At 42.8% G+C, this 24,758-nt stretch carries 19 protein-coding genes and 1 tRNA gene; 14 read left to right on the forward strand and 6 right to left on the reverse strand.

Features of this window, described 5'->3' with window-relative positions:
- The first annotated feature begins 10 nt into the window (after positions 1-10).
- Both PluTT01m_RS00555 and PluTT01m_RS00560 read left to right on the forward strand, forming a co-directional pair.
- Positions 11-3,406, forward strand: coding sequence for an ATP-binding protein (locus tag PluTT01m_RS00555; RefSeq protein ID WP_041379852.1), 3,396 nt, complete (start codon positions 11-13; stop codon positions 3,404-3,406).
- On the forward strand, positions 3,403-4,599 hold the full coding sequence (locus PluTT01m_RS00560) for a Wadjet anti-phage system protein JetD domain-containing protein (RefSeq protein ID WP_011144515.1): 1,197 nt from the start codon (positions 3,403-3,405) through the stop codon (positions 4,597-4,599). Before PluTT01m_RS00555 ends, PluTT01m_RS00560 begins: the two co-directional genes overlap by 4 nt.
- 41 nt (positions 4,600-4,640) lie before the next feature.
- On the opposite strand, the gene cynR is transcribed toward PluTT01m_RS00560, so the two are convergent.
- Complete coding sequence (gene cynR / locus PluTT01m_RS00565; protein ID WP_011144516.1) at positions 4,641-5,543, reverse strand: transcriptional regulator CynR; 903 nt, start codon at positions 5,541-5,543, stop codon at positions 4,641-4,643.
- A 344-nt stretch (positions 5,544-5,887) separates the two neighbouring features.
- Between cynR and PluTT01m_RS00570 the strand changes: the two genes are divergently transcribed.
- Both PluTT01m_RS00570 and cynS read left to right on the forward strand, forming a co-directional pair.
- Positions 5,888-6,547: a carbonic anhydrase gene (locus PluTT01m_RS00570; protein WP_011144517.1), complete on the forward strand. Its 660-nt coding sequence runs from the start codon at positions 5,888-5,890 to the stop codon at positions 6,545-6,547.
- A gap of 27 nt (positions 6,548-6,574) precedes the next feature.
- The gene (cynS, locus tag PluTT01m_RS00575; protein ID WP_011144518.1) at positions 6,575-7,045 is read left to right on the forward strand and encodes a cyanase; all 471 of its coding nucleotides are present in this window, start codon (positions 6,575-6,577) and stop codon (positions 7,043-7,045) included.
- 155 nt (positions 7,046-7,200) lie between these two features.
- Here the strand turns inward: cynS and PluTT01m_RS00580 are convergent, their stop codons facing one another.
- The gene (locus tag PluTT01m_RS00580) at positions 7,201-8,076 is read right to left on the reverse strand and encodes an alpha/beta fold hydrolase (RefSeq protein WP_011144519.1); all 876 of its coding nucleotides are present in this window, start codon (positions 8,074-8,076) and stop codon (positions 7,201-7,203) included.
- 753 nt (positions 8,077-8,829) lie between these two features.
- Between PluTT01m_RS00580 and PluTT01m_RS00585 the strand changes: the two genes are divergently transcribed.
- From PluTT01m_RS00585 to PluTT01m_RS00605, 5 genes are all read left to right on the forward strand, one after another.
- Positions 8,830-9,327 carry a hypothetical protein gene (locus tag PluTT01m_RS00585; RefSeq protein ID WP_011144520.1) on the forward strand — a complete coding sequence of 166 codons (498 nt, stop codon included), beginning with the start codon at positions 8,830-8,832 and terminating at the stop codon, positions 9,325-9,327.
- Entirely contained in the window at positions 9,327-9,800 is a 474-nt protein-coding gene (locus tag PluTT01m_RS00590; protein WP_011144521.1) for a hypothetical protein, read from the forward strand. Before PluTT01m_RS00585 ends, PluTT01m_RS00590 begins: the two co-directional genes overlap by 1 nt.
- A gap of 1,632 nt (positions 9,801-11,432) precedes the next feature.
- Positions 11,433-11,645, forward strand: a complete 213-nt coding sequence (locus tag PluTT01m_RS00595) for a hypothetical protein (RefSeq protein ID WP_041379853.1) — start codon at positions 11,433-11,435, stop codon at positions 11,643-11,645.
- Positions 11,638-12,846: an ATP-grasp domain-containing protein gene (locus PluTT01m_RS00600; protein ID WP_041379854.1), complete on the forward strand. Its 1,209-nt coding sequence runs from the start codon at positions 11,638-11,640 to the stop codon at positions 12,844-12,846. Before PluTT01m_RS00595 ends, PluTT01m_RS00600 begins: the two co-directional genes overlap by 8 nt.
- A 24-nt stretch (positions 12,847-12,870) precedes the next feature.
- The gene (locus PluTT01m_RS00605; protein ID WP_011144523.1) at positions 12,871-14,082 is read left to right on the forward strand and encodes an MFS transporter; all 1,212 of its coding nucleotides are present in this window, start codon (positions 12,871-12,873) and stop codon (positions 14,080-14,082) included.
- A gap of 280 nt (positions 14,083-14,362) precedes the next feature.
- On the opposite strand, the gene PluTT01m_RS00610 is transcribed toward PluTT01m_RS00605, so the two are convergent.
- Entirely contained in the window at positions 14,363-15,547 is a 1,185-nt protein-coding gene (locus tag PluTT01m_RS00610; RefSeq protein ID WP_011144524.1) for a BaiN/RdsA family NAD(P)/FAD-dependent oxidoreductase, read from the reverse strand.
- Positions 15,548-15,816: 269 nt separating this feature from the next.
- Here PluTT01m_RS00610 and pitA point away from each other — a divergent pair, with 269 nt between their 5' ends.
- On the forward strand, positions 15,817-17,307 hold the full coding sequence (gene pitA, locus PluTT01m_RS00615) for an inorganic phosphate transporter PitA (protein ID WP_011144525.1): 1,491 nt from the start codon (positions 15,817-15,819) through the stop codon (positions 17,305-17,307).
- 54 nt (positions 17,308-17,361) lie between these two features.
- Here pitA and uspB read toward each other — a convergent pair whose 3' ends face one another.
- On the reverse strand, positions 17,362-17,697 hold the full coding sequence (gene uspB, locus PluTT01m_RS00620; RefSeq protein WP_011144526.1) for a universal stress protein UspB: 336 nt from the start codon (positions 17,695-17,697) through the stop codon (positions 17,362-17,364).
- A gap of 464 nt (positions 17,698-18,161) precedes the next feature.
- On the opposite strand from uspB, the gene uspA reads away from it, so the two are divergent.
- A complete protein-coding gene (gene uspA, locus PluTT01m_RS00625) occupies positions 18,162-18,593 on the forward strand; it encodes a universal stress protein UspA (RefSeq protein ID WP_011144527.1) in 432 nt (143 codons plus the stop codon).
- A 261-nt stretch (positions 18,594-18,854) separates the two neighbouring features.
- Positions 18,855-20,198 carry an NADP-specific glutamate dehydrogenase gene (gdhA, locus tag PluTT01m_RS00635; protein ID WP_011144528.1) on the forward strand — a complete coding sequence of 448 codons (1,344 nt, stop codon included), beginning with the start codon at positions 18,855-18,857 and terminating at the stop codon, positions 20,196-20,198.
- Positions 20,199-20,235: 37 nt separating this feature from the next.
- Here gdhA and rsmJ read toward each other — a convergent pair whose 3' ends face one another.
- Together rsmJ and prlC are read right to left on the reverse strand one after the other, a co-directional pair.
- Positions 20,236-20,979: a 16S rRNA (guanine(1516)-N(2))-methyltransferase RsmJ gene (gene rsmJ / locus PluTT01m_RS00640; RefSeq protein ID WP_011144529.1), complete on the reverse strand. Its 744-nt coding sequence runs from the start codon at positions 20,977-20,979 to the stop codon at positions 20,236-20,238.
- 6 nt (positions 20,980-20,985) lie between these two features.
- The gene (gene prlC / locus PluTT01m_RS00645) at positions 20,986-23,028 is read right to left on the reverse strand and encodes an oligopeptidase A (RefSeq protein WP_011144530.1); all 2,043 of its coding nucleotides are present in this window, start codon (positions 23,026-23,028) and stop codon (positions 20,986-20,988) included.
- A 235-nt stretch (positions 23,029-23,263) separates the two neighbouring features.
- Between prlC and PluTT01m_RS26520 the strand changes: the two genes are divergently transcribed.
- Both PluTT01m_RS26520 and PluTT01m_RS00650 read left to right on the forward strand, forming a co-directional pair.
- Positions 23,264-23,358: transfer RNA gene (locus PluTT01m_RS26520), tRNA-Sec, on the forward strand.
- A 162-nt stretch (positions 23,359-23,520) separates the two neighbouring features.
- Complete coding sequence (locus PluTT01m_RS00650) at positions 23,521-24,735, forward strand: tyrosine-type recombinase/integrase (RefSeq protein WP_011144531.1); 1,215 nt, start codon at positions 23,521-23,523, stop codon at positions 24,733-24,735.
- Positions 24,736-24,758 lie beyond the last annotated feature (23 nt).

Here is a 24,758-nt window from a genome sequence, read left to right on the forward strand (position 1 = left end):
GGAGATGAAAATGACTGATCAAACTCTTTCGGCTAATTCATTATTTCACGTTGGTCAAATCAGATTAGCTGAACTCTCAGTGTATAACTGGGGGTCATTTAATGGCTTGCATACCGCGTTGATCGATCCTATGGGAACGCTGGTCACTGGAGATAATGGTGCCGGAAAATCGACATTTATTGATGGCCTTATGGCTTTGCTGCTTCCTGCCGGAAAGGCAACTTTTAATGTGGCTGCGGCGCAGGGTGATCGTTCTGACCGGACTTTACTTTCCTATATGCGGGGAAGTTTTGGATCTGCCCATGACGGAGCGGGGACGAGAGTCAGAAGTAAGCGTGAATTTGGCGTGGTGACTGGGCTTAGGGCTTTGTATCAGGGTGATGATGGGTCAAAAATTACGCTTGCGGCGCTTTTCTGGATTACTAAATCGACGAATGTGCTTGCGGATGTGACACGCGTTTATGTTGTTGCCAAAAGAGATCTGACTCTTAAGGAAATGCTTAATGCTTTTGGGAACGGTAATGCCCGGGCATTCAAGCAATGGCTTCGTGATGATCCGACGATTACGTGCTGTGATGATAATTTTTCTGATTATCAGGAGTTGTACCGAAAGCTCCTGTATATGGACAATAAGAATGCGCCTGCACTGTTATCGCGGGCGTTAGGTCTGAAAAAAATTGATGATTTAACCGGGTTGATTCGTGAATTAGTACTGGAACCGAGTACGGTCAAGGATGATGCTAAAAAGGTCGTGGAAGAGTTTGCTGATCTGGTGGCAATTCATAGTCAATTAGTGGATGCAAGAGCACAAAAGGTGCACTTATCCAGGTTACCTGAACTCAACTCAATTATCGAAAAAACAACCAAAGAATTTGCGGAGCTAATGGCTGAGAAAAATAGTCTCCCGGTCTACTTTGGTGAGATTTTTGCACAATTGTGGAGTGAAAAAATTACTGATATTGAGGCTGAACTGGAAGCGCTACTTCTAAAAATTAGCCAAGTTGAAGGGCAGAAAGTGGATGCGAATAAGCTGGTTGAGCGAAGGCACGAGGAGTACCTTCAATTTGGTGGGGATAAAATAGAGTCGCTAAGAAAGGAAGTTGATCATACCCAAACTCAGTTGAATCGGGTGGTTAGAAATTCATCTCAATATCAAACTCATGCCAACGAACTGGCTCTCCCTTCTGTATTAGAGGAGGCGGTATTTCTCAAAAATCAATCCACCGCATCAACTCGGCTTGCCAGTATTCAGCAAGAAGAAGGAGAGTATCAGGACAGGTTTGCCACCATCAGTGCTAAATTCAGTGAGCTACAAGCCAATATCCATGATATCTCTCAAGAAATTCGGGAAATCGAGGCAAGACCCGATTCCAATATTGATGTGAAATATCAGCAATTGCGAGATGAACTGGTTAATTCTTTAGAATTAAGTAAAGAGCAATGTGTATTTATCGGTGAGCTTATCGATGTCGAAGATCGTGAAAAGAGCTGGCAGGGCGCGATAGAGAGGGCGTTAGGCGGGTTACGAACAACACTTGCTGTGCCACATCATTGTTATTCAATGGTGACTCGTTGGTTAAACGCTCGGCATACGGGTTTACATGTCCGTGTTCAAGTTGTGAATAATTCTACAACTCAAGGCCAATCGGTGGTGTTTAAGTCTGATGGTTATCTAAGGAAACTGGTTTGGCGCACTCACCCTTATCGAGAGTGGCTCAAGCACCATTTGCAACGATTTGACCTGCAATGTGTTTCAAGCACGGAAGAATTGGATCAAACCCCGTTTTCGATGACACAACAGGGGTTAATGCACATGGATAAAGGGCGCTTTGAGAAAAAAGATCAGTACCGAATAGATGACAGAAGACGCTGGTGTCTGGGTTTTTCAAACAAATCACGTTTAGCCATTCTGAATAACGATAAAAAAGAGTTAACTCTGCAATTGGCGGAAACCGAGAAAAAGGTGAGTCAGGCCCGTCAAGATTTGAATTCTGTTTCTGATCGTAAAATTCTTTGGGAGAAGATCCAAGGTTACCGCTGGGATGATATTAATGCTCCTTACTGGCACGAAAAGCTTTCTGATTTGCAGGTTGACCTTAAGATGTTGGAACAGTCAGGTGGTGATCTTGATAAGGCCAGAGAGCGTTGGGAGTCGGCTAAAGAGCAGCTAGTTCAAATTCAATCGGTATTAAATCAGCTCAACTCTGATTCTGGTGGCGTTAAAAATACGCTGAAAAATGCAAAAGAAGAATGGAGCAAAGCGCAGGCAAAAGCGTCGAAAGGATTACCTGATTCAGCCAGACAATTACTTGCGATTCGGGTTGGCGTGCTTAATACAAACGATTTAGGCCGGATGTCTGAATTGGTGTTGAAAGTTGAAGAAGATTTAGAACGTCTGTTAGATATTAGCCGAAACAGTAAAGACAAAGCAGAAAGATTAGCCATTAGCATTATGGTCTCATTCAGATCTAACGATAAATGGCAAGTCTTCACGGTTGACTGGCAAAGTAATATTGGTGGCTTACCTGATTATCTTAATCATTTACGACAACTGGAAGAGGAAGGGCTTCCCAACCTTGTGGAGCAGTTTATTGAACGTTTGAATAAGCATGCAACGCAGTCACTAGCGCGGATTAAAACTAAGCTTGAATCTGAACGGGAAGATATCCTTGAGCGGATTGATATTATTAACCGGGTCCTCAAGCGTACAGAGTTTCGATCAGGGACACATTTAAAGCTAGGTTCAAAGAGAGAGAAATTTCCGCATGTTAATGAGTTTGAACAGCATTTGCGTAAGGTGCTGAGTCAGGTAACCAGTGATGACCATGAAGCACGGTTCCGTCAATTGGCTAAAGTAGTTGAAATACTTGGCAAAGCGAGTGCCCCTGGCTCCTCAAATACATTGGAAAGTTTAAGGCTGCTTGATCCTCGTTATCAGATGTCATTTTATGCCGAAGAGTTGGATAGTAATACCGGTGAGATTCGGGATGTCTTGGAGTCATCTAGTGGAAAGTCCGGTGGCGAGAAAGAGTCGTTTGCGGCGACTATTGTCGCGGCAAGTTTGGCCTATGTTTTGACGCCGGATGGCTATGATCGACCGGTTTACTGTACTGTTTTCTTGGATGAAGCATTCTCAAATACGGCTGAAACAGTAAGTCGGCGGGTGCTCCGAGTATTTAGGGAGCTCCATATTCACGTTAATTTGATTACGCCTTATAAGAACTTGAATCTGGCAAGAGAATCTGCTCGTTCACTGCTCATTGCGGAAAGAGACCAGGAAAACCATGACAGCCATTTATGTGAAGTGACTTGGGAAGAGATTGACCGGAGAATGGGCGAAGAGAAGGAGAAAAAGTTGCCTGATGAGGCGGCTGATTTGGGTATTGAGTTTGAGAAACTGACATGAAAAGAGGGCAGTATGAGGTGCGTTGGGGGTTATTGCCATCACAAGTTAAGAGCATCATTAGGCAACGTGAGTGGGATAACCTTTCCTCACTAAAATCCCGGTTACTGGGCATCAAGGCATTCCCTATTCGCGTTGGCTTGAAACCGCCCAAAGGGAATTCTGCCATATTAGATATAGCTCATTTTCAACGGTTTATTGATGAGTGGAAATCATTTCCCCATCAAGATCTTGTAGAGTGGTCTTCCAAAAATTTCAGGGAGCTATCTGAACAGCGCATTCCAACTTTTGTTGTCATTGAATCGATGCAATGTCTGATTCAATTTTTAGGGAATGATGCCCTTTCCCGAAGTAAGGTGTGGGAAAGAAATATGAAGCCATTTTTGCGGGTTGATAAAGATCTCTATCCTGCATTGGTTAAGTGCATAGATATTGTGGAAAAACTCTCGTTGAGGGATGCGGAATTATTAGCAAAATTGTTGCCACAATTAAAGCAAGGCTTAGGGGAAGGGCAATATCTAAGAGCACTGCCACTCATTGGAATTGATACTAAGTTTCTTGAGAACCACCAAATCCTGATCGAAGAGCTGGCCGATATCATTCACAAGGGAGCTGTTTCGGCATCAGGTGGTCTTATCGCTTGGTTGGGATGTTCAATAAATCCTAAAGGCTGGTTAACTATCAGGCCGCTTTGCCGTGCTGCAACTGTTGCGCTTGGGGGAATGCCGATACTACAAATACCTAGCGAATTACTTAGAAGGCATGAACTTCCGGCATCGAATATATTAATAGTTGAAAACTTACAGTCTGGTTTAGCATTACCCGAAATGTCTGACACGATAGCGGTGATCGGCGGGGGGAAAAACATTGCTTGGATGGATGCAGCTTGGTTGAAAGGTAAGCGTGTAGGGTATTGGGGAGATATTGATACTTGGGGTTTATCTATTCTCAGTGATGCCAGAAACAAGTTTATGGATATTGAGCCTCTGATGATGGATGTTAAAACTGTTAAAGCTCATGAAGATAGAATGGTTCCTGAACCAAATCCAGTTGAATCTAATCCTACATTGCTAAATGAGGATGAAGCAAAGTTGTTTAATGATCTCATTTCTGGCCGGTTCCAATCTTCACGTTTAGAGCAGGAGCGCCTTTCATCTGATTACATTAGAAACAAGCTTACGAATTGGCTGTCCTAATACGGAAGGGAAGCGGTCAGACGCGATGTGTTTTCTATTTATCAAAAATCGTCACTTTCTTGGTGTACATCGAAATGGTGTGTGATGAGATTGGCAAACGCTTGGCTTGCCGCGCTTCGATATGCACCACGGCGCCACAACAGTACTGCATTGCGTTGCGGTAACGTAGGTTGAATTGCAATGGAATAGAGCCCGGTCTGTTCGTGGGCGATGACATCAGGTAACAGAGTTGCGAGTCGCCCTCGACGGACAATTTCTACGATTGCACTGATGGAGTTGGCCTCAATTGCAATGCGTGGGGTGATCCCCTGTTTCTGGAAGTACAAATCAATATGGCTTCGCGTTGCAAAGTCTTTACTTAGTAGCGCTAGCCCTTCATGTTCCAACATTTTCGCCGTCAATGATGTTTGTTGACCAATAAATCGATGCGATTGACCAACGATCAGGCTAAGTGTTTCGATGAACAATGGTTCGCTATCAATGTCGGGGGAACGTACGTCTGAGAACGCGATGCCGAGATCGAGTTGATTCTCCGCTAAAGAGATCTCTATCTGGTCTTGTGTCATTTCCTTGATATTCAACGAAATTCCTGGATAGAGTGCGTTGAAACGTTCTACCCAATGGCCGATGAAGTAAGTGGTGAAGGTGGGTGTCATTGCTAGCCTGAGCAATCCGCGGCTTAAATCCTGCACATCATGAATCGCACGTTGCCCCGCATCCAGATCCTGCAATGCACGACGGGCGTAACTTGTGTATACCTCGCCAGCATCGGTGAGTCGCACACTCCTTCCAGAGCGGTCGAACAGTTGCACGTGCAGTGACTCTTCAAGTTGTCTGATTTGTTGCGATAGGGTCGGTTGCGAGACATGAAGTTCTTCTGCGGCGCGGGTGAAGTTCTGGTGTTCGGCAACTGCCAGCAGATAACGAATGTGTCGTAGCAGCATATCAATTAACTATTTGAAAATAATATGGAAGTAATGACATCCTGAGCTTTGAGACTATAGAAAAATTCGTTCATTCTTCACCTGTTAGCTGTCTTATCGGCCACGATGGAGTGAAGACTATAAGGGCTTCCTGAACATGTCAACGCTGGTTTGTTGTTCTGTACGCTAGTGCTTGAAACAAAAAGAGGTGACTACTGGATTATTAACAAATGTGTCGCTGCAGAATAACAATGAACTATTGGAAAATACTATAGCGATGATAGTAATCCGATCTTTGACGCTATAGATAAATTCGTTCATTCTTTATCCATCCGTTTTCTTATCGATCACGATGGAGTGAAGACATGCAGGATATTATTGAAGGCTTTTTACAATTCCAGCGCGAGGTATTTCCAAAGCGTTGCGAGCTTTTCAAGCGGCTTGCCACCAGCCAAAATCCGCGTACTTTGTTTATCACGTGCTCCGACAGCCGTGTGGTTCCAGAGCTTCTGACTCAGAGTGAGCCAGGTGATCTGTTCGTGATACGCAATGCGGGTAACATCGTTCCGTCGTACGGTGCAGAATCTGGCGGTGTTTCCGCTACCGTTGAGTATGCGGTCGCTGTGCTTGGAGTCACCGACATTGTGATCTGCGGACATTCAGATTGTGGTGCCATGACCACAATTGCAAGCTGTAAATGTATGAATCACCTGCCCGCGATTACAAGCTGGTTACGCTATGCGGATTGTGCGAAAGCGATTAGTCAGGCACGTGTGCACGTTAACGAGACTGCTCAAATTGATTCGATGGTGCGTGAAAACGTAATCGCTCAAATTGCTAATATCAAAACCCACCCGTCCGTGGCACTCGGGCTGGAACAGAGGCACTTGAATCTACATGGCTGGATTTACGACATAGAGGCTGGTTCGATCGATGCTTTAGACGGCTTGGCCGGTCAATTTGTTTCCCTTGCGGACTATCCGCATGTTTCTGCAACGCAATCCGTGTTTCACCACGGCATTTAAATAGCTTATTAATCCAAAGGAATCATTATGACACAATCTCAATACTCCCAAACTCCCCGGCTGGCCCTTACTGATGCTATCATCGACGCCAAGGCACGCAAGAATTTGACGTTCGAGGATATTGCACAAGGAACCGGTCTGAGTCTCGCATTCGTCACTGCTGCACTACTCGGCCAGCACCCATTGCCTGCCGATGCTGCGAGGGTTGTGGTTGACCGACTTGAACTTGAAGAAGATGCCTTCTTTCTGCTGCAAACTATCCCTGTACGCGGCAGTATCCCCGGTGGTATACCGACTGATCCGACTATTTACCGATTCTATGAAATGGTGCAGGTTTATGGCTCAACGCTTAAGGCGCTTGTCCACGAGCAGTTTGGTGATGGCATTATCAGTGCGATTGACTTTAAACTTGATATCAAAAAAGTCGATGATCCTAATGGTGGTTCACGAGCTGTAATTACGCTAGATGGGAAATATTTGCCGACTAAGCCATTCTAAAACAATTGCAATTGTTGGCATCGGCAAGAGGTTTGAATTTGAGAGATAAGCCCCTTGCCGTTTCAAAATTACTGAGTGTCAACTTGACCGCTAAAAGTTCCCCACAATCATTGATAAAGCAATGCCTGCTATAGCTCTCCAGAGAATTAAAGGGATTATGGCAGGTCTGAAGGGATTATGGTTCCAGCAGGATAAAACGAAGGGTTCGCGCAGAATTGGTCAATAATTTGTGCCAACTGCGCAGGACGTTCATAAACGACTGCATGTCCACACGCTATCTCTGCAAAGCGTGCATCCTGAATTGCAGCAAACAGCGCTTTGCTGTGGCGGATGGGCGTCATTTGATCATGCGTACAGCCAATAATCAGTGTTGTGGCTTTTATCGTAGGAACAATTTGAGTGATATCAACCCGGCCATTAAGGTCCATTTGTAATGCTTCAAATTCCTCTGGTATGGCATTTTCAAAGCTGATTGCAAACTGATCTGGAGACATATTTGCATGGCTGGCATCGCTGAAAGCGCAAAACATTACAAAGTCTGCAATAGCTGGTGATTGGATCTCATATAACTGACGCCAGACAGATAAAAATCGCTCTAACTGTAAATCTGTTTTCATCCACCCTGCGATCAGAACTAAATTACGAACCAGATCCGGACGCTTAGCGGCAACAGAAGCAGTAATAACAGCTCCCAGCGAGTAACCTATCAGTGTGACAGTCTCTCCCAACGCTGCTGCTTCAATAACGGCTTCGACCTGTTTTTCAAGATGTTCAAAGGTAAGCGTTTCGTTTGTTTTTACTGGTTGAGAAAAATCCAGGGATATAATTTGATTTTCCGAGGCAAGCAGTTGAAAGAGATAACCGAAATGTATCTCTGTGCTGCCGCCAGTGCCATGTACCAGGACGATAGGATTTCTCTTGGCGTTATTCTTATTTGGATCGAGAGGTTGGGATGTGAAGAACTTTACCTCTTTTCCATCTACGTTGATGACACTTTCGTTGATATTAAATTTTTGCTCGGATTTATTCATGGTGATTAAATATCTCCTGATAGATATAGGTTATTAAACAATTATCTTGTTAGTTGCTTAATTAAATTAATAACCAAGTATAGAGTTATTGTCAAATTATAAAACTAAAATAGTGTCGCATTTGAATATTCCTATTATTACAAACCTCAATATTAGGTATTGATTATTGTATTTTGGCGATATTGCAGGTAGAGGAAATAAATTGCAATTCATTAATTAAGCTATGAATATTTTGTCAGGCTGAGTGGCAGAAATATCAAAATATTAAAAAGCCCATATGCTGGATTATCTTATTAATTTCTTATTCCATATTGACAGATTTTCATCCTCATACCATAGTGATTACATCACTTTTTTTATGTGATTGCATTATTAAATAATTTGATTCATTTATTGCTTGGATATTATTGATTGATAATTTATATAATTAGGAGTTATCAGTAATACACCAAAAATCATTTTTCGAAATATTTTATGAAGTGTTTTTTTCGCTCTGACAGCATTCTGCTATAACGTTCGACTCAGTTTATACCCTATGGATTTCAAGATGCATCGCGGCGGCAAGGGAGAGAATCCCCGGGAGCATAGATAACATAGATAACTATGTGACCGGGGTGAGCGAGTGCAGCCAACAAAGAGGCAACTTGAAGGATAACGGGTATATACCATTCATCAGCGTGTATAGTCTACTTCAGAGGGATAAAACTGAATGGCATCATCAGATATTTAACACACCTATTCAGGAGATGAAAAATGTCTACTCGAATCGTGAATGAACGAGATCCGCAATATGTGGTGGCAGAAGGTGAGAAACGAGCTATACGCACGATTAAGCTATTTATTTCTTTGGGCTTTATCGCAGAGTCTGGATTTCTTTTAATGGGGCTTATTTTGTTTCCCGATAATGGCCCTTTGGTATGGCGTCTCGTATGGGCGCTTGGTTTATGTGGTATTGGCATGGGGGCCGCCGTTGGGGGGTTGACTTACTTGGTATCAGCACGTTTCACGCCTGGAAGTACCGGCGCTTATATCATGACCGCAGTAAGTAGCACTCTGTTATTCAGTGTTTGCCAAACACTTTGTTGGGGCTTGGACCACAACGTGGGGCTGAATTATTGGGGTTCAATAGAAATGCCGTTGCTATTCCTGATTAAAGGATATACTGCCGCACTTATCGCTGGCATTTTGGGCAGCTTTCTTCTTAACTCAGTAACTGGTGCGAGATTTCTTGCTCGTCTCAAGGTCTTTTAGTGAATAAGAAATTAACTTTGCCCAATAGCTTTGCCGTTTCCGTATTTCTGGCTGTGTTGGCTGCATGCCTGAATCTTATATTATGGCGCGCTGATATATTAGAAATGGCACATAGCATCCCGCTGAAGGGGTTAATGATTATTTGGTATATTTTGGGATGGGGTTTTGCTCCGGGCTGCCTGACCGTGCTCACCATCAATTCAATCAGAGGAAGATTACCTCGGAGGGTGGGTGCGGTGGTCGTCACGCTTATAAGCTTTCTGTTGGTTACAGGGATTTGCGGTTTGGTTTATGCCTACCTGACAAACTCTGTTTTTATGCAAATTGCTATGGGAGGAGAAGCTCATCATCATTCCTCGGTAAATCACGGAACTATTCTTGGTTTTATTACGCAACTACTGCCCAGTTTATGTGCAACGGTTATCTCTATCGTGAATGCTTTTTCGATAAAAATGGGAAAGCAGTTTAGGTGATAAGATCTGAATAAATTCTTGGTGGCTAAACCGCTATTATTATGTTGACAGTTTATTACTTGTGAATCAGAGCTTCCAAAGCATAGCCAGTCGACGGTTTTTCTCCCATCCTGTCATGATGCTCAGTTCCCCGACATAAAGCGAAAGATATTAGGCCCCAGTTTTGCGAATGCAAGATTGGGGCTTCCTCACTAATACAGCTTTACAGTAAGCTTTTTTAAGTCCGCTGACGCTCCTTATCCTCTCTGTGTGCTGGATACAGAGTTCACTGGCGTCGATTCCTCTACCGTCTGGTATTGTTAGATTTATTCCTCTAATTACCCTAGTTTTTCGTTACAGTCGTGCCTTTAAGCCCAAGGGAAAAGTTTTGACTGATGTGTAAGAACGTCAGAAATCGACAAATAGACGGAAAGGAAACCAACAAATAGACGCTATCAAAACCAGCATTTGGACGATGGAATAGCCAGCAAATAGACGCTGTACAAACCAGCATTTAGACGAGAGCATAAGCTTCATTGGCTGACAGAGATTGGCAGGGTGGCATCTTACTTTACACAGGTAACAATTGCCTGCCAATTAGCCACATACCGAACACATTTGCAGTACCAATGAATGCTCTTTGGGGGCATTGATATCTACCACGTCCTAAAGGACGTGGCTCCCTACAGGTTTCAGAGCGTAGTCTGGATATCTTCAATGGGTTTATGCTTCTCTTAGCTTCACAGAAGGTTATTTAGCGTACAAATTTTTTATCTGACCAGGAAACGCGTTTAGTTAAAAAATCACTCTCTTGGCCTGCAACTTTCCTGAAAGCAGAGTGTGGTAATCGGTTCGAGCGTTTTTCCCATCCCAAAACGGTTGTTGGTGGCTTGTCACATTTTGATGAGGAAGCTATCAGGCACTGAGCTGAGTGGGTTTATGCTGCAATGAGATAATGGTTAATAAGGCCAGAGAGCTGACCTGTGGTTTTCACAAGGCAAGTAATTGGTTAACCGCTCTGAGTCTGTTACTCAATTGGTGAATTTTATTTGCTGTATTCTTATGTAACTAAATGATTCTTTGTTTCTTCTGCGGGATTTTAATCAATAGTTCCTGATAAGCTTGTAATTCATAAAGATTAGTACAGCTTTGCCCAGTGTCCCGCCCATTCTCTCGAAAAGTTCACTCACTGTCATTCATTACACTATGTGGTAAATTGGTTATAAATCGCAAGTTAGGACGATCGTAATAGAAATTCCCTGTTTCCAAGTCATCAGCAATCAATCAGTTATGATACCTATCGTGCAATATTTGTTTTTGTAGTTCAGGTGGCATAGAAGGGTGATTAAGGTCGATAAGTCCGAGGGGGGACATTTCCACTAAAAAGAAGTTTAAGTTTAGAATCCGCAATTCTTTATTGATTGGATATGATTATAGTTTCCATGAAACACTTTCCAGAAATACTGTAATATGAATTATCGCATCTGGTTTTTATTGAATTTAAGCCTCTCAGTTTTTATACTATCGTTTTTTCTGTCTTACTTCTCCGTTAATGTGACAAAAATATTTTTTCTTGGCTATCAAAAAACACTTGAAAATAACTATGCAAATGATAAGTTTTAATTTCAAACATTCTAGGCAAGGAAAATAAAAATGACAAATAAACCGATTGTCTATGATTTCCATGGTGATAAACCATTAAGTAAACCTGTTACTGATATAAAGCCCCAAGACATTCATATTTATCTTGATGAAATTAACGATCTTGTTAATAAAAGATTAAACGGTGTGTTAAAGAATGGGTGTTTTTCTCGTGAGCTAATGAATAACCTCTCTAGTAGATCGATAGAGATTAAAAATGTCTAATAGATTATTGGTAATAGAAAAAAAACCATCCGGTTCGATTGAGTTAAAAAAAGCAAAAGAGCTGGGCGCTTATATTATATTCATTGGATCAAGGAAGTACTATAATAAAGTATCTGATAATGATTTACTCTATATTGATGAATTCTTCGAAGCAGATACTAATGACGATGAACTTGTTATAAATATGGTTGAGTATATCAATGCTAAGAAAAAAATACAGGGTGTTATTACATTTATGGAGTTCTATGTTCCCCTTGTGGCTAAGGTAGCAGAAACATTAGGTCTTAAAGGAATAACATATGAAAATGCATTGAGAGCGAGAAACAAACACCTAATGAGAGAGTCTTTTAGGCAAAAAAATGTTCCTATCCCTAAATACGCTCTAATTTCGAATATTGACAGCGCAAAAATAGAAGCAGCCAAAATTGGGTATCCAAACATTATAAAACCTATTAACATGGCCGGAAGTCGAGGTGTTTTACGTAATGATAATGTCATCGAATTGGAAAGGAATTTCCGTGAAGTCTGTGAAATAACTCCTCCATTTGGAGTAAAAAAATCTTCTTTATTTTTGATAGAAGAATATCTAGAAGGACAAGAATACAGTATTGAATCTATTTCCTTTAATGGTGTTGTGAACATTGTCACAATTACTAAAAAATACGTATCAAGTAATGGTTATTTTGTTGAATTAGGGCATACATTGCCTGCTAATATACCATTACAACAAAAAATCGAAATAGAAAAAGTGGTAACTCAAGCCTTGTTCGCGTTAGGTATTTATAATGGGGGAGGACATACCGAGGTTAAGGTAACAAGTGATGGTGTCAAAGTCATTGAAGTAGGAGCTCGGTTAGGAGGAGATCATATTCCTGAATTAGTGGAAATGGCTACTGGTATTGATATGTGGAAAGCAGTTATCCAAGTTTCGTTAAATATTTCACCTGACTTGAGTAAGAAGTTCAGTAAATATGCCGCTATTTCTTATATCACAGCACCTTCTGGCATTGTTAAAAAGGTAAATTACATAAAGAATGGCTTTATCCATTTTGATGTTAACGTTGGAGAACATATTGAGTCACTGAAAAATAGTTCTCAACGATTAGAATATGCTATTGCGTGTGGTGTAACAGCGGAACAGGCTGAATTTGAAAGTCACCACCTTAAAGAAAATATTATTATAGAAATAGCGTCAGAGTAACTCAATACGTATCCTGGTGAACCAATGGCATCTCTATTCAGATTATCTTTATTAAAACATTTACCTCCCCCAATTTTTATCATGTTACTGGGGACACTGTTAACAAGAGCCGCCTATTTTATGGTTTGGCCTTTTTTAGCGATGATCCTTTATCGGCAGTTTAACATGTCAGCGACAGGGATTGGCGGATTATTGGCGCTATCAAGTATCTTAGGCTCAGTGACAGGCATTTATACTGGATATTTATCTGATATTTTTTGCCGCAGAACAATAATGCTTATCGGGGTGATGATAAGCATTATTTCGTTCATCATGATGTCCTTCTCATCTTCACCTATCTTATATTTAATCGCTATATCCGGAATTAGTATTGGTCGTGCTTTGTTAGAAGCGTGTAGTAAAGCCTTAATTGGCGATTATATTGACTCTCCTAAAGAAAGAGAGTCAATCCAATACTATCGATATTATTTGATCAATGTTGGCGCTGCAATTGGTCCTTATATTGGATTAGCTTCTGGTCTATCGGCACAGAGAGAAACTTTTCTAATTACAGCTATTGTTTATTTTGTTTATGGTATTATGTTGCGTGTCTTTTTATTATCTTCAAAAAAGGAAGAGAAAATAAAAAAAGTCAGCAATGACATTAGCTTTACAAAAACATTGAACATAATTATTTCTCACCGAGCATTCGTGATACTTCTATTATGTAATGTTCTTGTTATGTTTGTTTATGCTAACTTTGATTCTACGCTTGTTCAGTATTTATCTAGATCAAATATCAACAATGTTACCAATTTTATTGCTTTATTAGTTATTGTCAACTCATTGACAATTATCACTTTGCAAATCCCAACTTTAATTTTATTAAGAAATTTTACACCAAGAATAAAAATATTAATTGGTATCGTGTTAATTGCCATAGCTCAAATCATTTTTGCGTTCTCACCTATTAATACAGTTTATTATCTCTGTGTCGCAACTGTCATTCTGAGTTTTGGGGAAATAGTTGCCATACCTACGTTTAATGTCGAAGTTGATAGGCTCACTCCTCACCATTTAAGAGGAGCTTTTTTTGGTGCTTCTAATATGTCAAGTATCGGAGCAGCTTTAGCACCTATTTACGGAGGGATCATGCTTGATTTATTTAATGCTACTCTACTGTTTTCATTATTATCCCTAATTAGCTTGATAACTCTATTGATTTATTATACTTTTTTAATTAAAAAAAATAATTAATGGTGGATGTATGAATTGCAATTTTGATGTTGTATTCGATCGTTCTGTTTTTTCATCCACTAAATGGACATACCCTCAAGACCCACTGTATGCCGATAACAAGCCAATACCATTATGGGTGGTAGCTTATCAACATTAAATGCGATTACAGACTGGCAAAAAAACAGGCATGACTGGACAATTAAACCCGACTGGATTGTTCAGAGCACATATATGGTTGCCGGTAAGAACATAAGGAAAATTGCTCTTACGGGCAAACTTTATTGTCTCTCCACAACAGTCACAACGCCTGCGCACATGCCCAGGCGGAACTCCATGCCCACTGGAAGTTATAGCCACCAAGCCAGCCGGTGACGTCCACTACCTCACCAATAAAGTAGAGTCCTTTTACCTGATTAGCTTCCATCGTTTTAGATGAAAGCTGATGAGTATCAATACCGCCCATCGTCACTTCGGCTGTACGATAGCCTTCCGTACCGTTGGGTTGTACCCGCCATGATTGGAGGTTTACCGCCAACTGTTTTTGCTGATTTGGGGTTAGTTGTTTAAGAGCAATATCTGGGATTTGACCGAGCGCTTGCAGGCATTCTGTCAGCCGCTTTGGTAATAATTTTGCCAAAGCATTTTTTACGCTTTGGTTTGGGTGAGAACTCCGCTCTTTCTCCAGAAGGGCTTCCAGATCACTATCTGGAAGTAAGTTAATACTTACAAACTCTCCTGATTGCCAGTAACTGGAAATTTGTAAGATTGCTGGACCAGAGAGTCCTCGGTGAGTAAACAGGATATTTTCTTTGAACAGAACGCCATTTTCGGCAGTGACAATGGCGGGAACGGACACACCAGAGAGCATATGAAGTTGCTCCAGTAGTGGTTTATGCAGAGTAAAAGGTACAAGGGCGGCGCGGGTTGGCAAGACTTTCATGCCGAACTGTTCTGCAATCCGATAACCAAAAGGCGTTGCTCCAAGACCAGGCATAGATAATCCCCCGGAAGCAATGACAAGTGAGCGTGTACTTACTTCTTTTCCGTTAACGATGATAACAAAACCTTGCTCATTTTTTTCTACCTGGCTAACTTCGCTGCGCAGGCGAATAGTGACCTGACCGGCTTCACACTCTTTCAGTAACATGTCAACTATCTGTTGGGCGGAATCATCACAAAAAAGCTGCCCCAGTGTTTTTTCATGGTGAGCAATGCCATGACGCTGAACCAGTTCGATAAAATCCCATTGTGTATAACGGGCTAGAGCAGATTTACAAAAATGGGGGTTAGTAGAAAGATAAGCTGATGGTTCTGTGTACATATTAGTGAAGTTGCAACGTCCACCACCGGACATCAAAATCTTACGCCCGGCTTTTTTACCATTATCCAGAACGAGTATCCGTAAACCGAGCTGTCCAGCCTGAGCTGCACAGAACAAACCTGCTGCACCAGCACCAATAATCACCGCATCAAATTTTTCCACTGTTTTTCTCTTTATGACTAAATAATTTAGTGGGGAATATCCCCTAATATGTTGTATTTTTGATAAGTTTGTAGGGAAAAAGTCCTTTATAACTTAGAATTGTCAATTTTTTAAAAGATATGTAATTTAATGATATATAAGGAGTATTCCTATTTCTTATTGTTATCTAGTTGTCATGAAATCAAAAAAAGTTCATATTTCACTTCCCCCGCTAGCATTTGTCACTGATAATGCGCCGCGTTCATGTCCAACTAACTGGCTTAACGTTTATGCTACATCTTTTTACTGGCCTGGATTTTCACACCAGCCTAATGTTAGTACTGGCACTACTGTTTGTGCTATTTTATGAAGCCATTAATGGCTTTCATGATACCGCGAATGCGGTAGCAACAGTTATTTATACCCGTGCTATGCGAGCACAGTTCGCCGTTGTTATGGCTGGGGTATTTAACTTCTTTGGTGTTCTTCTTGGTGGATTAAGTGTCGCTTACGCGATTGTACATTTACTTCCAACCGATCTTCTTCTTAATGTCAGTTCTGCTCATGGCCTTGCTATGGTGTTTTCCATGTTGCTGGCTGCGATTGTCTGGAACCTTGGGACCTGGTATTTCGGTTTACCTGCATCCAGTTCTCATACCCTGATTGGTTCTATCATTGGTATCGGTTTGACCAATGCGATCGTAACCGGTTCTTCTGTGGTTGATGCGTTGAATGTGCCGAAGATGATACAGATTTTCCTGTCGTTGATCCTCTCTCCTTTAATCGGATTGATCATTGCGGGGGCAATCGTGTTTCTACTGCGCCGTTACTGGAGTAGCACCAAGAAACGTAAACGTATTCATCTGACTCCCGCTGAACGTGAAAAGAAGGATGGTAAGCGTAAACCTCCTTTCTGGACACGGACTGCGCTGATTTTATCTGCGGTAGGTGTAAGCTTCTCTCATGGGGCGAATGATGGTCAGAAAGGTATCGGTCTGATTATGCTGGTGCTAATTGGTGTAGCTCCAGCGGGATTTGTCGTAAACATGAATGCTAATGGTTATGACATTGCCCGTACCTACGATGCCATTACTCACTTGCAGCAATATTATCAGCAGCATGGTGCAGCGTTATCCCATGCAATTGAACTGACGCCATCGGTCGTTGTTGCGGAAGATGAACCGGAAGGGCGATTCCATTGTGATATTACGCGTGCTGTCGTTGTTCTTGACCAGACAGAAAGCCTATTAAAAGGCATTCAGAGCTACAGTGAGCTGAATGCTGAACAGCGTAACAATATGCGCCGCATGTTGATGTGTATTGCTGATACGGCTGAGTCTCTGGCTAAACTGCCGGAAACCCGTGCTGAAGACGCCCGTTTCCTGAATAAATTGCGGAAAGACTTATTACACACCGTTGAGTATGCACCAGTCTGGATCATCATTGCGGTAGCACTGGCTCTGTCTTTGGGGACACTGGTTGGTTGGAAACGTGTTGCAGTCACTATTGGTGAGAAGATTGGTAAAAAAGGTATGACCTACGCACAGGGTGTTTCAGCTCAGATGACTGCTGCTGTTTCAATCGGTGTGGCGAGTTATACCGGGATGCCAGTTTCAACTACACAGGTTCTTTCCTCTGCGGTAGCGGGGACGATGTTGGTTGATGGCGGTGGTGTTCAGGGTAAAACTATCCAGAATATCATGTTGGCTTGGATACTGACGCTGCCGGTTTCAATCGGGTTGTCTGGTACGCTTTACTGGTTCGCTTTGAAACTGATTTAATTGTTTTGATGAATAATTTGAAGGCGGTATGGGTTAACTATACCGCCTTTCTATTTAATACCAAATCAACATAGAAATCAGGCAAATAACAACTAATCCACTCAGTGAGCTGGTCAAAATAAATTGTTTTCTCAACCTTTCACAACGAAGAACAACTTCTGGATCATGGTGATCAAGGTAACGTTGTGAATTGATATAGTTTACTAGCCGTATTTGCTTATTAAGTTGCCCATGTGTAGTGAAAAAGCCGTTACCGTCTACTGATTGATAAAGCAAGGGATCAGATTGACGAAGAATGGACAGCAATGCTCGTAGTGAAGAGAAGTAGCGCATCATATTGATAATGCAGACAAGACACAGTGCCCAAAACAGTGCGATTGTACTGAACATAATCCCCTCCTTAGAATGGTTAGCTAGAGCTGTCACAGAAAAGAAAAAATCAAAATTGCAGGTGGTGACACCTTTATATTTATTGTAGGAAAGATAGTCAGATAGTACAAAAAACCTGTTTTGTATCAGTTGGGACAAAACTGGTGGAAAAACGTCATAAACACTCATCTAGTCAGTTCTATCCAACCATGCAATCCCAGAGAGACCGGTTAGTTGTTCGCGTAAATCTATTGAGTTTCAAGGAAGGCTATAAATTCAGAGTAGGATTTTGTTATCCATCAAGTAGCAGGAAGAGCAATTGTGGTATATGTTGTTTGTTTGGTGGATGTTCTTTGCTCAGTCGTTAAATATGATGGGCTGTGATCGAAACAATTTTGAAGAACATTCTCAGTAGTAATAAACACAGGATAGTGGCAATTTGCCCTGCCAACTCACTAACTCGGCATTATGGAAGGAGTTCGCTTATGGCTTACAAACATATTCTTGTTGCGGTTGATTTATCCCCGGAAAGTCAGGTTTTGGTGAGAAAAGCTGTTTCTATGGCTAAACCGGACAATGCCAAAGTTTCCCTGATCCATGTTGATGTTAACTATTCCGATCTCTACACCGGTTTGATTGATGTTAATCTCGGTGATATGCAGCAACGTATTTCTGAGGAGACCCGCAGTGCGCTGAAAGCTCTCTCGGCAGATTCAGCCTATGACATTCAGGAAACCCTGAGTGGTAGCGGTGATCTGGGGCAAGTACTCGTTGATGCAATTAAGAAATATGGCATAGATATGGTTGTTTGCGGTCATCATCAGGATTTCTGGAGCAAATTGATGTCTTCTGCTCGTCAGTTAATTAACACGGTGCATGTTGATATGCTGATTGTTCCTCTGCGTGATGATGAATGACAACAGATTGAAAAGTTATTCGATAAAATCGCCTGCTTATGCAGGCGTTTTTTTGGGTGAAATGGAGTGTTGTTTAGTTTATGCCCGGTGCAATCAAGAAATTTTTTTTACCTTTCTGCAAAAAAACTTCTTGAAAGATGAATATAGAACAGTGATATATTCAAAGGGCAAACACAACTTACCTCACATTTTCGACAAAAATAATTATTAGAAAATGGCTGGGGTGCCATTACAACCGAAGTAGAAATAAGGAATAACTAAATGAGCTGTTTACTATCTTTGTCTTCATTTCTTGGATCGATTCAACGCAGGGATGAATATCAACCAGAATATCTCCAGGCTGTTCGGGAAGTATTCACCTCTCTTTGGCCGTTTCTTGAACAAAACCCGAAATACCGTGAATACAGCTTACTGGAGCGTATGGTGGAGCCAGAAAGGGTTATCCAGTTCCGGGTTTGTTGGGTAGATGATCAAGGTAAAGTTCAGGTAAACCGTGCATGGCGAGTGCAGTTCAGCTCAGCCATTGGGCCATATAAAGGTGGTATGCGTTTTCATCCATCGGTGAACCTCTCTATTCTGAAATTCTTGGGCTTTGAACAAACCTTGAAAAATGCACTGACAACCTTACCAATGGGTGGTGGTAAAGGCGGTTCAGATTTTGATCCTAAAGGAAAAAGTCAGGGCGAGGTTATGCGTTTTTGTCAGGCATTAATGACAGAATTGTACCGTCATTTGGGGCCAGATACTGATGTTCCCGCAGGTGATATTGGTGTGGGTGGCCGTGAAGTGGCTTTCATGTCAGGGATGATGAAAAAGCTTTCTAACAACACGGCTTGTGTATTTACCGGCAAAGGTCTCTCTTTTGGCGGTAGTTTGATTCGCCCGGAAGCAACCGGTTATGGTCTGGTCTATTTCGTCAATGCCATGTTGAAACGTCATGGCATGGGGTTTGAAGGTATGCGCGTATCGGTTTCCGGTGCTGGTAATGTCGCGCAATATACGATTGAAAAATGCATGGCATTGGGAGCGAAAGTGGTCACCGCTTCGGATTCCGGCGGTACCTTAGTTGATGAGGATGGGTTCACACCAGAGAAACTGACTCATCTTGAAGAGATAAAAAACCAACGCTATGGCCGAGTGGAAGAATATGCCAGAGAGCGGGGTCTGACTTTCTTGAAAGGGTTACAACCGTGGTCTGTACCGGTTGATATCGCTTTGCCATGTGCCACCCAGAATGAGCTGGATTTGGATGCGGCTAAGGTCCTTATCAAGAATGGTGTTAAAGCTGTTGCTGAAGGGGCGAATATGCCAGCAACTATTTCAGCGACGGAAGCCTTTATTGAAGCAGGTGTGCTATTTGCACCAGGTAAAGCAGCCAATGCGGGTGGCGTGGCAACATCTGGTCTGGAAATGGCACAAAATGCGGCCCGTTTAGGCTGGAAGGCTGAAAAAGTGGATGCACGTTTGCATCATATCATGCTAGATATTCACCACGCTTGTGTTGAGTATGGTGGCGAGGGCAAACAGATCAATTATGTTCAGGGGGCGAATATCGCTGGATTTGTGAAAGTTGCCGACGCTATGCTTGCTCAAGGTATTCTGTAGGTTAAAAGATATCAGCCGCAATATACGGCTGATTTTTTTAACAAGGATAAATGTCAAAACGGTGGTTTTTCGTGGTGATAGCTGCTGATGCAGCGACTCCAGCTAAGGGTTCTGCATAATCAGGCCGCTTTACCACGACGCGGCGTTTTGCCAAAACGCGTGCAGGGGATAGCAAACTATCAGCATCTTCATCAGCGCCAACCAGAGATTGGAACACTCGCATCTCTTTTTTCACCAGTGCACTTTTCTGCTTATGTGGATACATAGGATCAAGATAAACGACATCGGGTTGTGGCGTAATATCGGCCAACGCTGTAATGCTGGAGGCATGGAGCAGTGTCATGCGTTGTTGCAACCAGCCACCAATTTCTTCATCCTGATAACCGCGTTGCAGCCCATCATCCAGCAATGCTGCGACCACCGGATGGCGTTCCAGCATTCTTACATGACAACCCAATGATGCCAGTACAAAGGCATCTCGCCCTAGACCTGCGGTAGCATCCACGATTGTTGGCAGATAATCTTTTTTGATCCCTATGGCCTTAGCGACTGCTTCGCCGCGTCCGCCGCCAAAGCGGCGGCGATGTGCCATTGTACCTGATACAAAATCGACATAGATGCCACCTAGCTTTGGTTCATCCCGTTTGCGAAGTTCAAGGTGCTGAGGAGTAAGGACCAACGCCATAATAGCGTTTTCGTCATGCACCAACCCCCAGCGCTCCGCGAGTTGAGATAAGGCGCTGTTATCAGCGCCTTGTTCACAGATTAAACAGATTCCCACCTTAAATTACCCTTTAATACCGGCCTTGCGCAGCATTGCATCCAGTTTTGGTTCACGGCCACGGAAGCGTTTGAACAGCTCCATTGGCTCTTCGGAACCACCACGGGACAAAATGTTATCAAGGAAAGATTGTCCGGTTTCGCGGTTAAAAATGCCTTCTTCCTCGAAGCGAGAGTAAGCATCGGCTGCCAACACATCAGCCCACAGATAACTGTAGTAGCCAGCAGCATAACCGCCAGAGAAGATGTGGGTGAATGAGTGTGGGAAACGGCCCCATTCAGGTGAAGGCACTACCGAGACCAATTTCTTCACTTCCTTTAAGGTCTTCATGGTTTGAGCGCCTTTCTTTGGATCGTAGTTAACATGCAGACGGAAATCGAACTGACCAAACTCAAGTTGACGCAAGATCCGCATAGCAGCCTGATAGTTTTTGGCTGCTAACAGATTATCCAGCAGGGCTTGTGGTAGAGGTTCTTTAGTCTCGTAGTGACCAGAGATGAATGCCAGTGCTTCTGGCTCCCAGCACCAGTTTTCCATGAATTGGCTTGGCATTTCGACCGCATCCCACGGTACACCATTGGTACCGGAGACACCGGCAGTTTCAATCTGAGTCAGCATCAGGTGTAGACAGTGACCAAACTCGTGGAACAGCGTATTGACTTCATTGTGGGTGAATAGCGCGGGTTTATTACCAACAGGTTTGTTGAAATTGCAATTCAGATAAGCGACAGGTTTTTGCAGTTCGCCGTTGGAACGACGCATTTTGCTGATACACTCATCCATCCAAGCGCCACCACGTTTATTCTCGCGTGCGTACAGATCCATATAGAAGCTACCGCGCAGCTCATTGGTGTCATCGTACAGATCAAAGAAACGGACATCCGTATGCCAGGTTTCTACATCATGGCGCTCTTTGGCAGTAATACCATAGATACGGCGAACAACTTCGAATAATCCTTCAACAGCCTTTTGTTCAGGGAAATAAGGACGTAACTGCTCATCATTGATAGAGAACTCGTACTGTTTTTGTTTTTCGCCATAGTAAGCCATATCCCAAGCTTCTAGCTTGTGGGCACAATGATGCCATTTAGCAAAACCTTTTAACTCATCTACTTCTTCTTCGCCCTGTGGATGTGCGCGTTTTGTCAAATCATTCAGAAAATCCAACACTTCCTTAGGGGTTTTTGCCATCTTGGTTGCAAGGGATTGTTCAGCATAATTTTTGAAACCAAGCAATTGAGCCTGTTCGTGACGCAGCGCAAGGATTTCGGCGATTACTTCGCTGTTATCCCATTTACCTGCATTTGGGCCTTGATCGGATGCGCGGGTATTGTAGGCGTGGTAAATTTCCCGACGCAGTTCACGGTTATCTGCATAAGTGATAACTGGCTGGTAGCTTGGTGCTTCTAAAGTCAGTAGCCAGCCTTTTTGACCTTTAGCTTCTGCTTGAGCTTTAGCGGCGGCAATCGCGCTTTCAGGCAGACCAGACAGATCTTTCACATTAGTAATTAATTTGGTCCAGCCCATAGTGGCATCGAGCACATTATTGTTGAATTGCGAACTTAAATCTGACAAACGTGCGCTAATCTCGCCATAACGTTTCTGCTTCTCTTCGGGCAGACCAATACCGGATAGTTTAAAATCACGCAGTGCATTTTCGACAACTTTGCGTTGAGGCACAGAGAGCTTCTCAAACTCAGCACTTTCACGTAATGACTTATACGCTTGATATAATCCCTTGTGCTGACCTAACCAGGTACTGAATTCGGACAGTAATGGCAAACTTTCTTCATAGACGGCGCGTAATTCTGGGCTGTTTTTAACCGAATTCAGATGATTGACAGGTGACCATGCACGGGACTGTTTATCACCTGCTTCGGCCAGTGGTTGACACAGATTATCCCAGGTAAAAACGGTATTCTCGGCCAATATTTTTTCGACGGTTTGGCGATAATTGGCAATGACTTCCTTTACAGCCGGAACAACATGTTCTGGTTTAATAGAAGAAAATTTTGGTAAACCTGATGGAACGAGTAACGGGTTAGTCATATAAAGCGTCCTTTTATGTGTTGGATACATTGCTGAGCGGAGCAACGCTGTATCGTAATGGGTATCGGCTAATAAGATGTAGGTAAAATTCGACAAACTCAACGCGAATATTGAGCTTATGAACAATAAAATTTAATGCTTTTTAGGAAATTGAGAATGATTTCAGCTAACGGATTCAGAAGCCAGATAATATGCGCTATGATGAGTTGCTTTTCATAATTCTTAGTATTCATATGGAAGATCATCGTCCCCGGTGGGGCGGCTGGACTTCAAATCCAGATGGGGCCGCCAGCGGTCTCTGGCAGGTTCGACTCCTGTGATCTTCCGCCAATTAGCCTCTCCTGAACTCCACTGTCTCAAGTAAATCCCCTATAATACCCGCAATTACTGCTGATTATGTTCTCCCGAGGTCAACTGTCTCTACCAGAATCAAGTGCATTTTGGGGGCATAATGGGGGGCATGATTTATAGCCCCATTTTGAGATGCCCCCAATGAAGCTAACAGTCAGACAAATCGACACAGCCAAGCCCAAAGAGAAGCCGTACAAACTATCTGATGGTGGAGGCCTCTACCTTGAAGTAACCACCAACGGCTCACGCTACTGGCGTTTAAAGTATCGTTATGCGGGTAAAGAAAAGTGCCTTGCTTTCGGCGTTTATCCTGAGGTTTCTCTCGCTCAAGCCCGTGAAAAGCGTGAAGCTGCGAAAAAGTTACTATCTGCTGGAAGCGATCTCGGAGAGCTAAAGAAAGCAGAGAAAATTGCTCAAAAACTCAACTATGATAATACCTTCGAAGCTATTGCCCGTGAATGGCATCAGCTGAGAGCGGATCGTTGGTCATTACGTTATCGTGATGAAATTATTGATACCTTTGAAAAGGATATTTTCCCCTACATCGGTAAGCGTCCCATAGCTGAAATTAAGCCCATGGAATTGCTGGAAACCCTTCGTCGTATGGAAAAGCGTGGTGCATTAGAAAAGATGCGCAAAGTCAGACGGCGCTGCGGTGAAGTATTCCGTCATGCAATCGTGACCGGACGCGCTGAATACAATCCTGCACCCGATCTCGCTACAGCCCTCGCAACACCAAAGAAAACGCATTTTCCTTTCCTGACTGCTGAAGAACTCCCTCACTTTCTTAAAGATCTGGCCGGTTATACTGGAAGCGTTATTACCAAGACTGCAACACAAATCATCATGCTTACAGGGGTACGAACTCAGGAATTACGTTTTGCCCGCTGGGAGGATATCAATTTTGAAAAGCGGCTCTGGGAGATCCCTGCTGAAGTGATGAAGATGAAACGACCACACATCGTTCCGATGTCGGATCAGGTTGTCGAGCTCTTTGAGTCACTTAAGCCTATTACTGGGCTATACCCGCTGGTATTCGTCGGACGCAATGATCGAACGAAGCCGATCTCAAAGGAAAGCGTTAATCAGGTGATTGAGTTGTTGGGGTATAAAGGAAGGCTGACGGGGCATGGTTTCCGCCACACGATGAGTACCATTCTTCATGAAGAAGGCTTTAACTCCGCGTGGATAGAAACGCAGCTAGCGCATGTGGATAAGAACGCGATACGTGGGACTTACAACCATGCCCAGTATTTGGAGGGGCGTAGGGAGATGATGCAGTGGTATAGTGATTACATAGTTAGCTTGCCTGAAGATAATACATCACTGGTGTTTTATTCAAAAAAAGTAGTATGAATAAAAACTCCAGCGGATAAACA

Origin of the sequence: Photorhabdus laumondii subsp. laumondii, from assembly GCF_003343245.1 — a bacterium.
GTDB lineage: Bacteria > Pseudomonadota > Gammaproteobacteria > Enterobacterales > Enterobacteriaceae > Photorhabdus > Photorhabdus laumondii.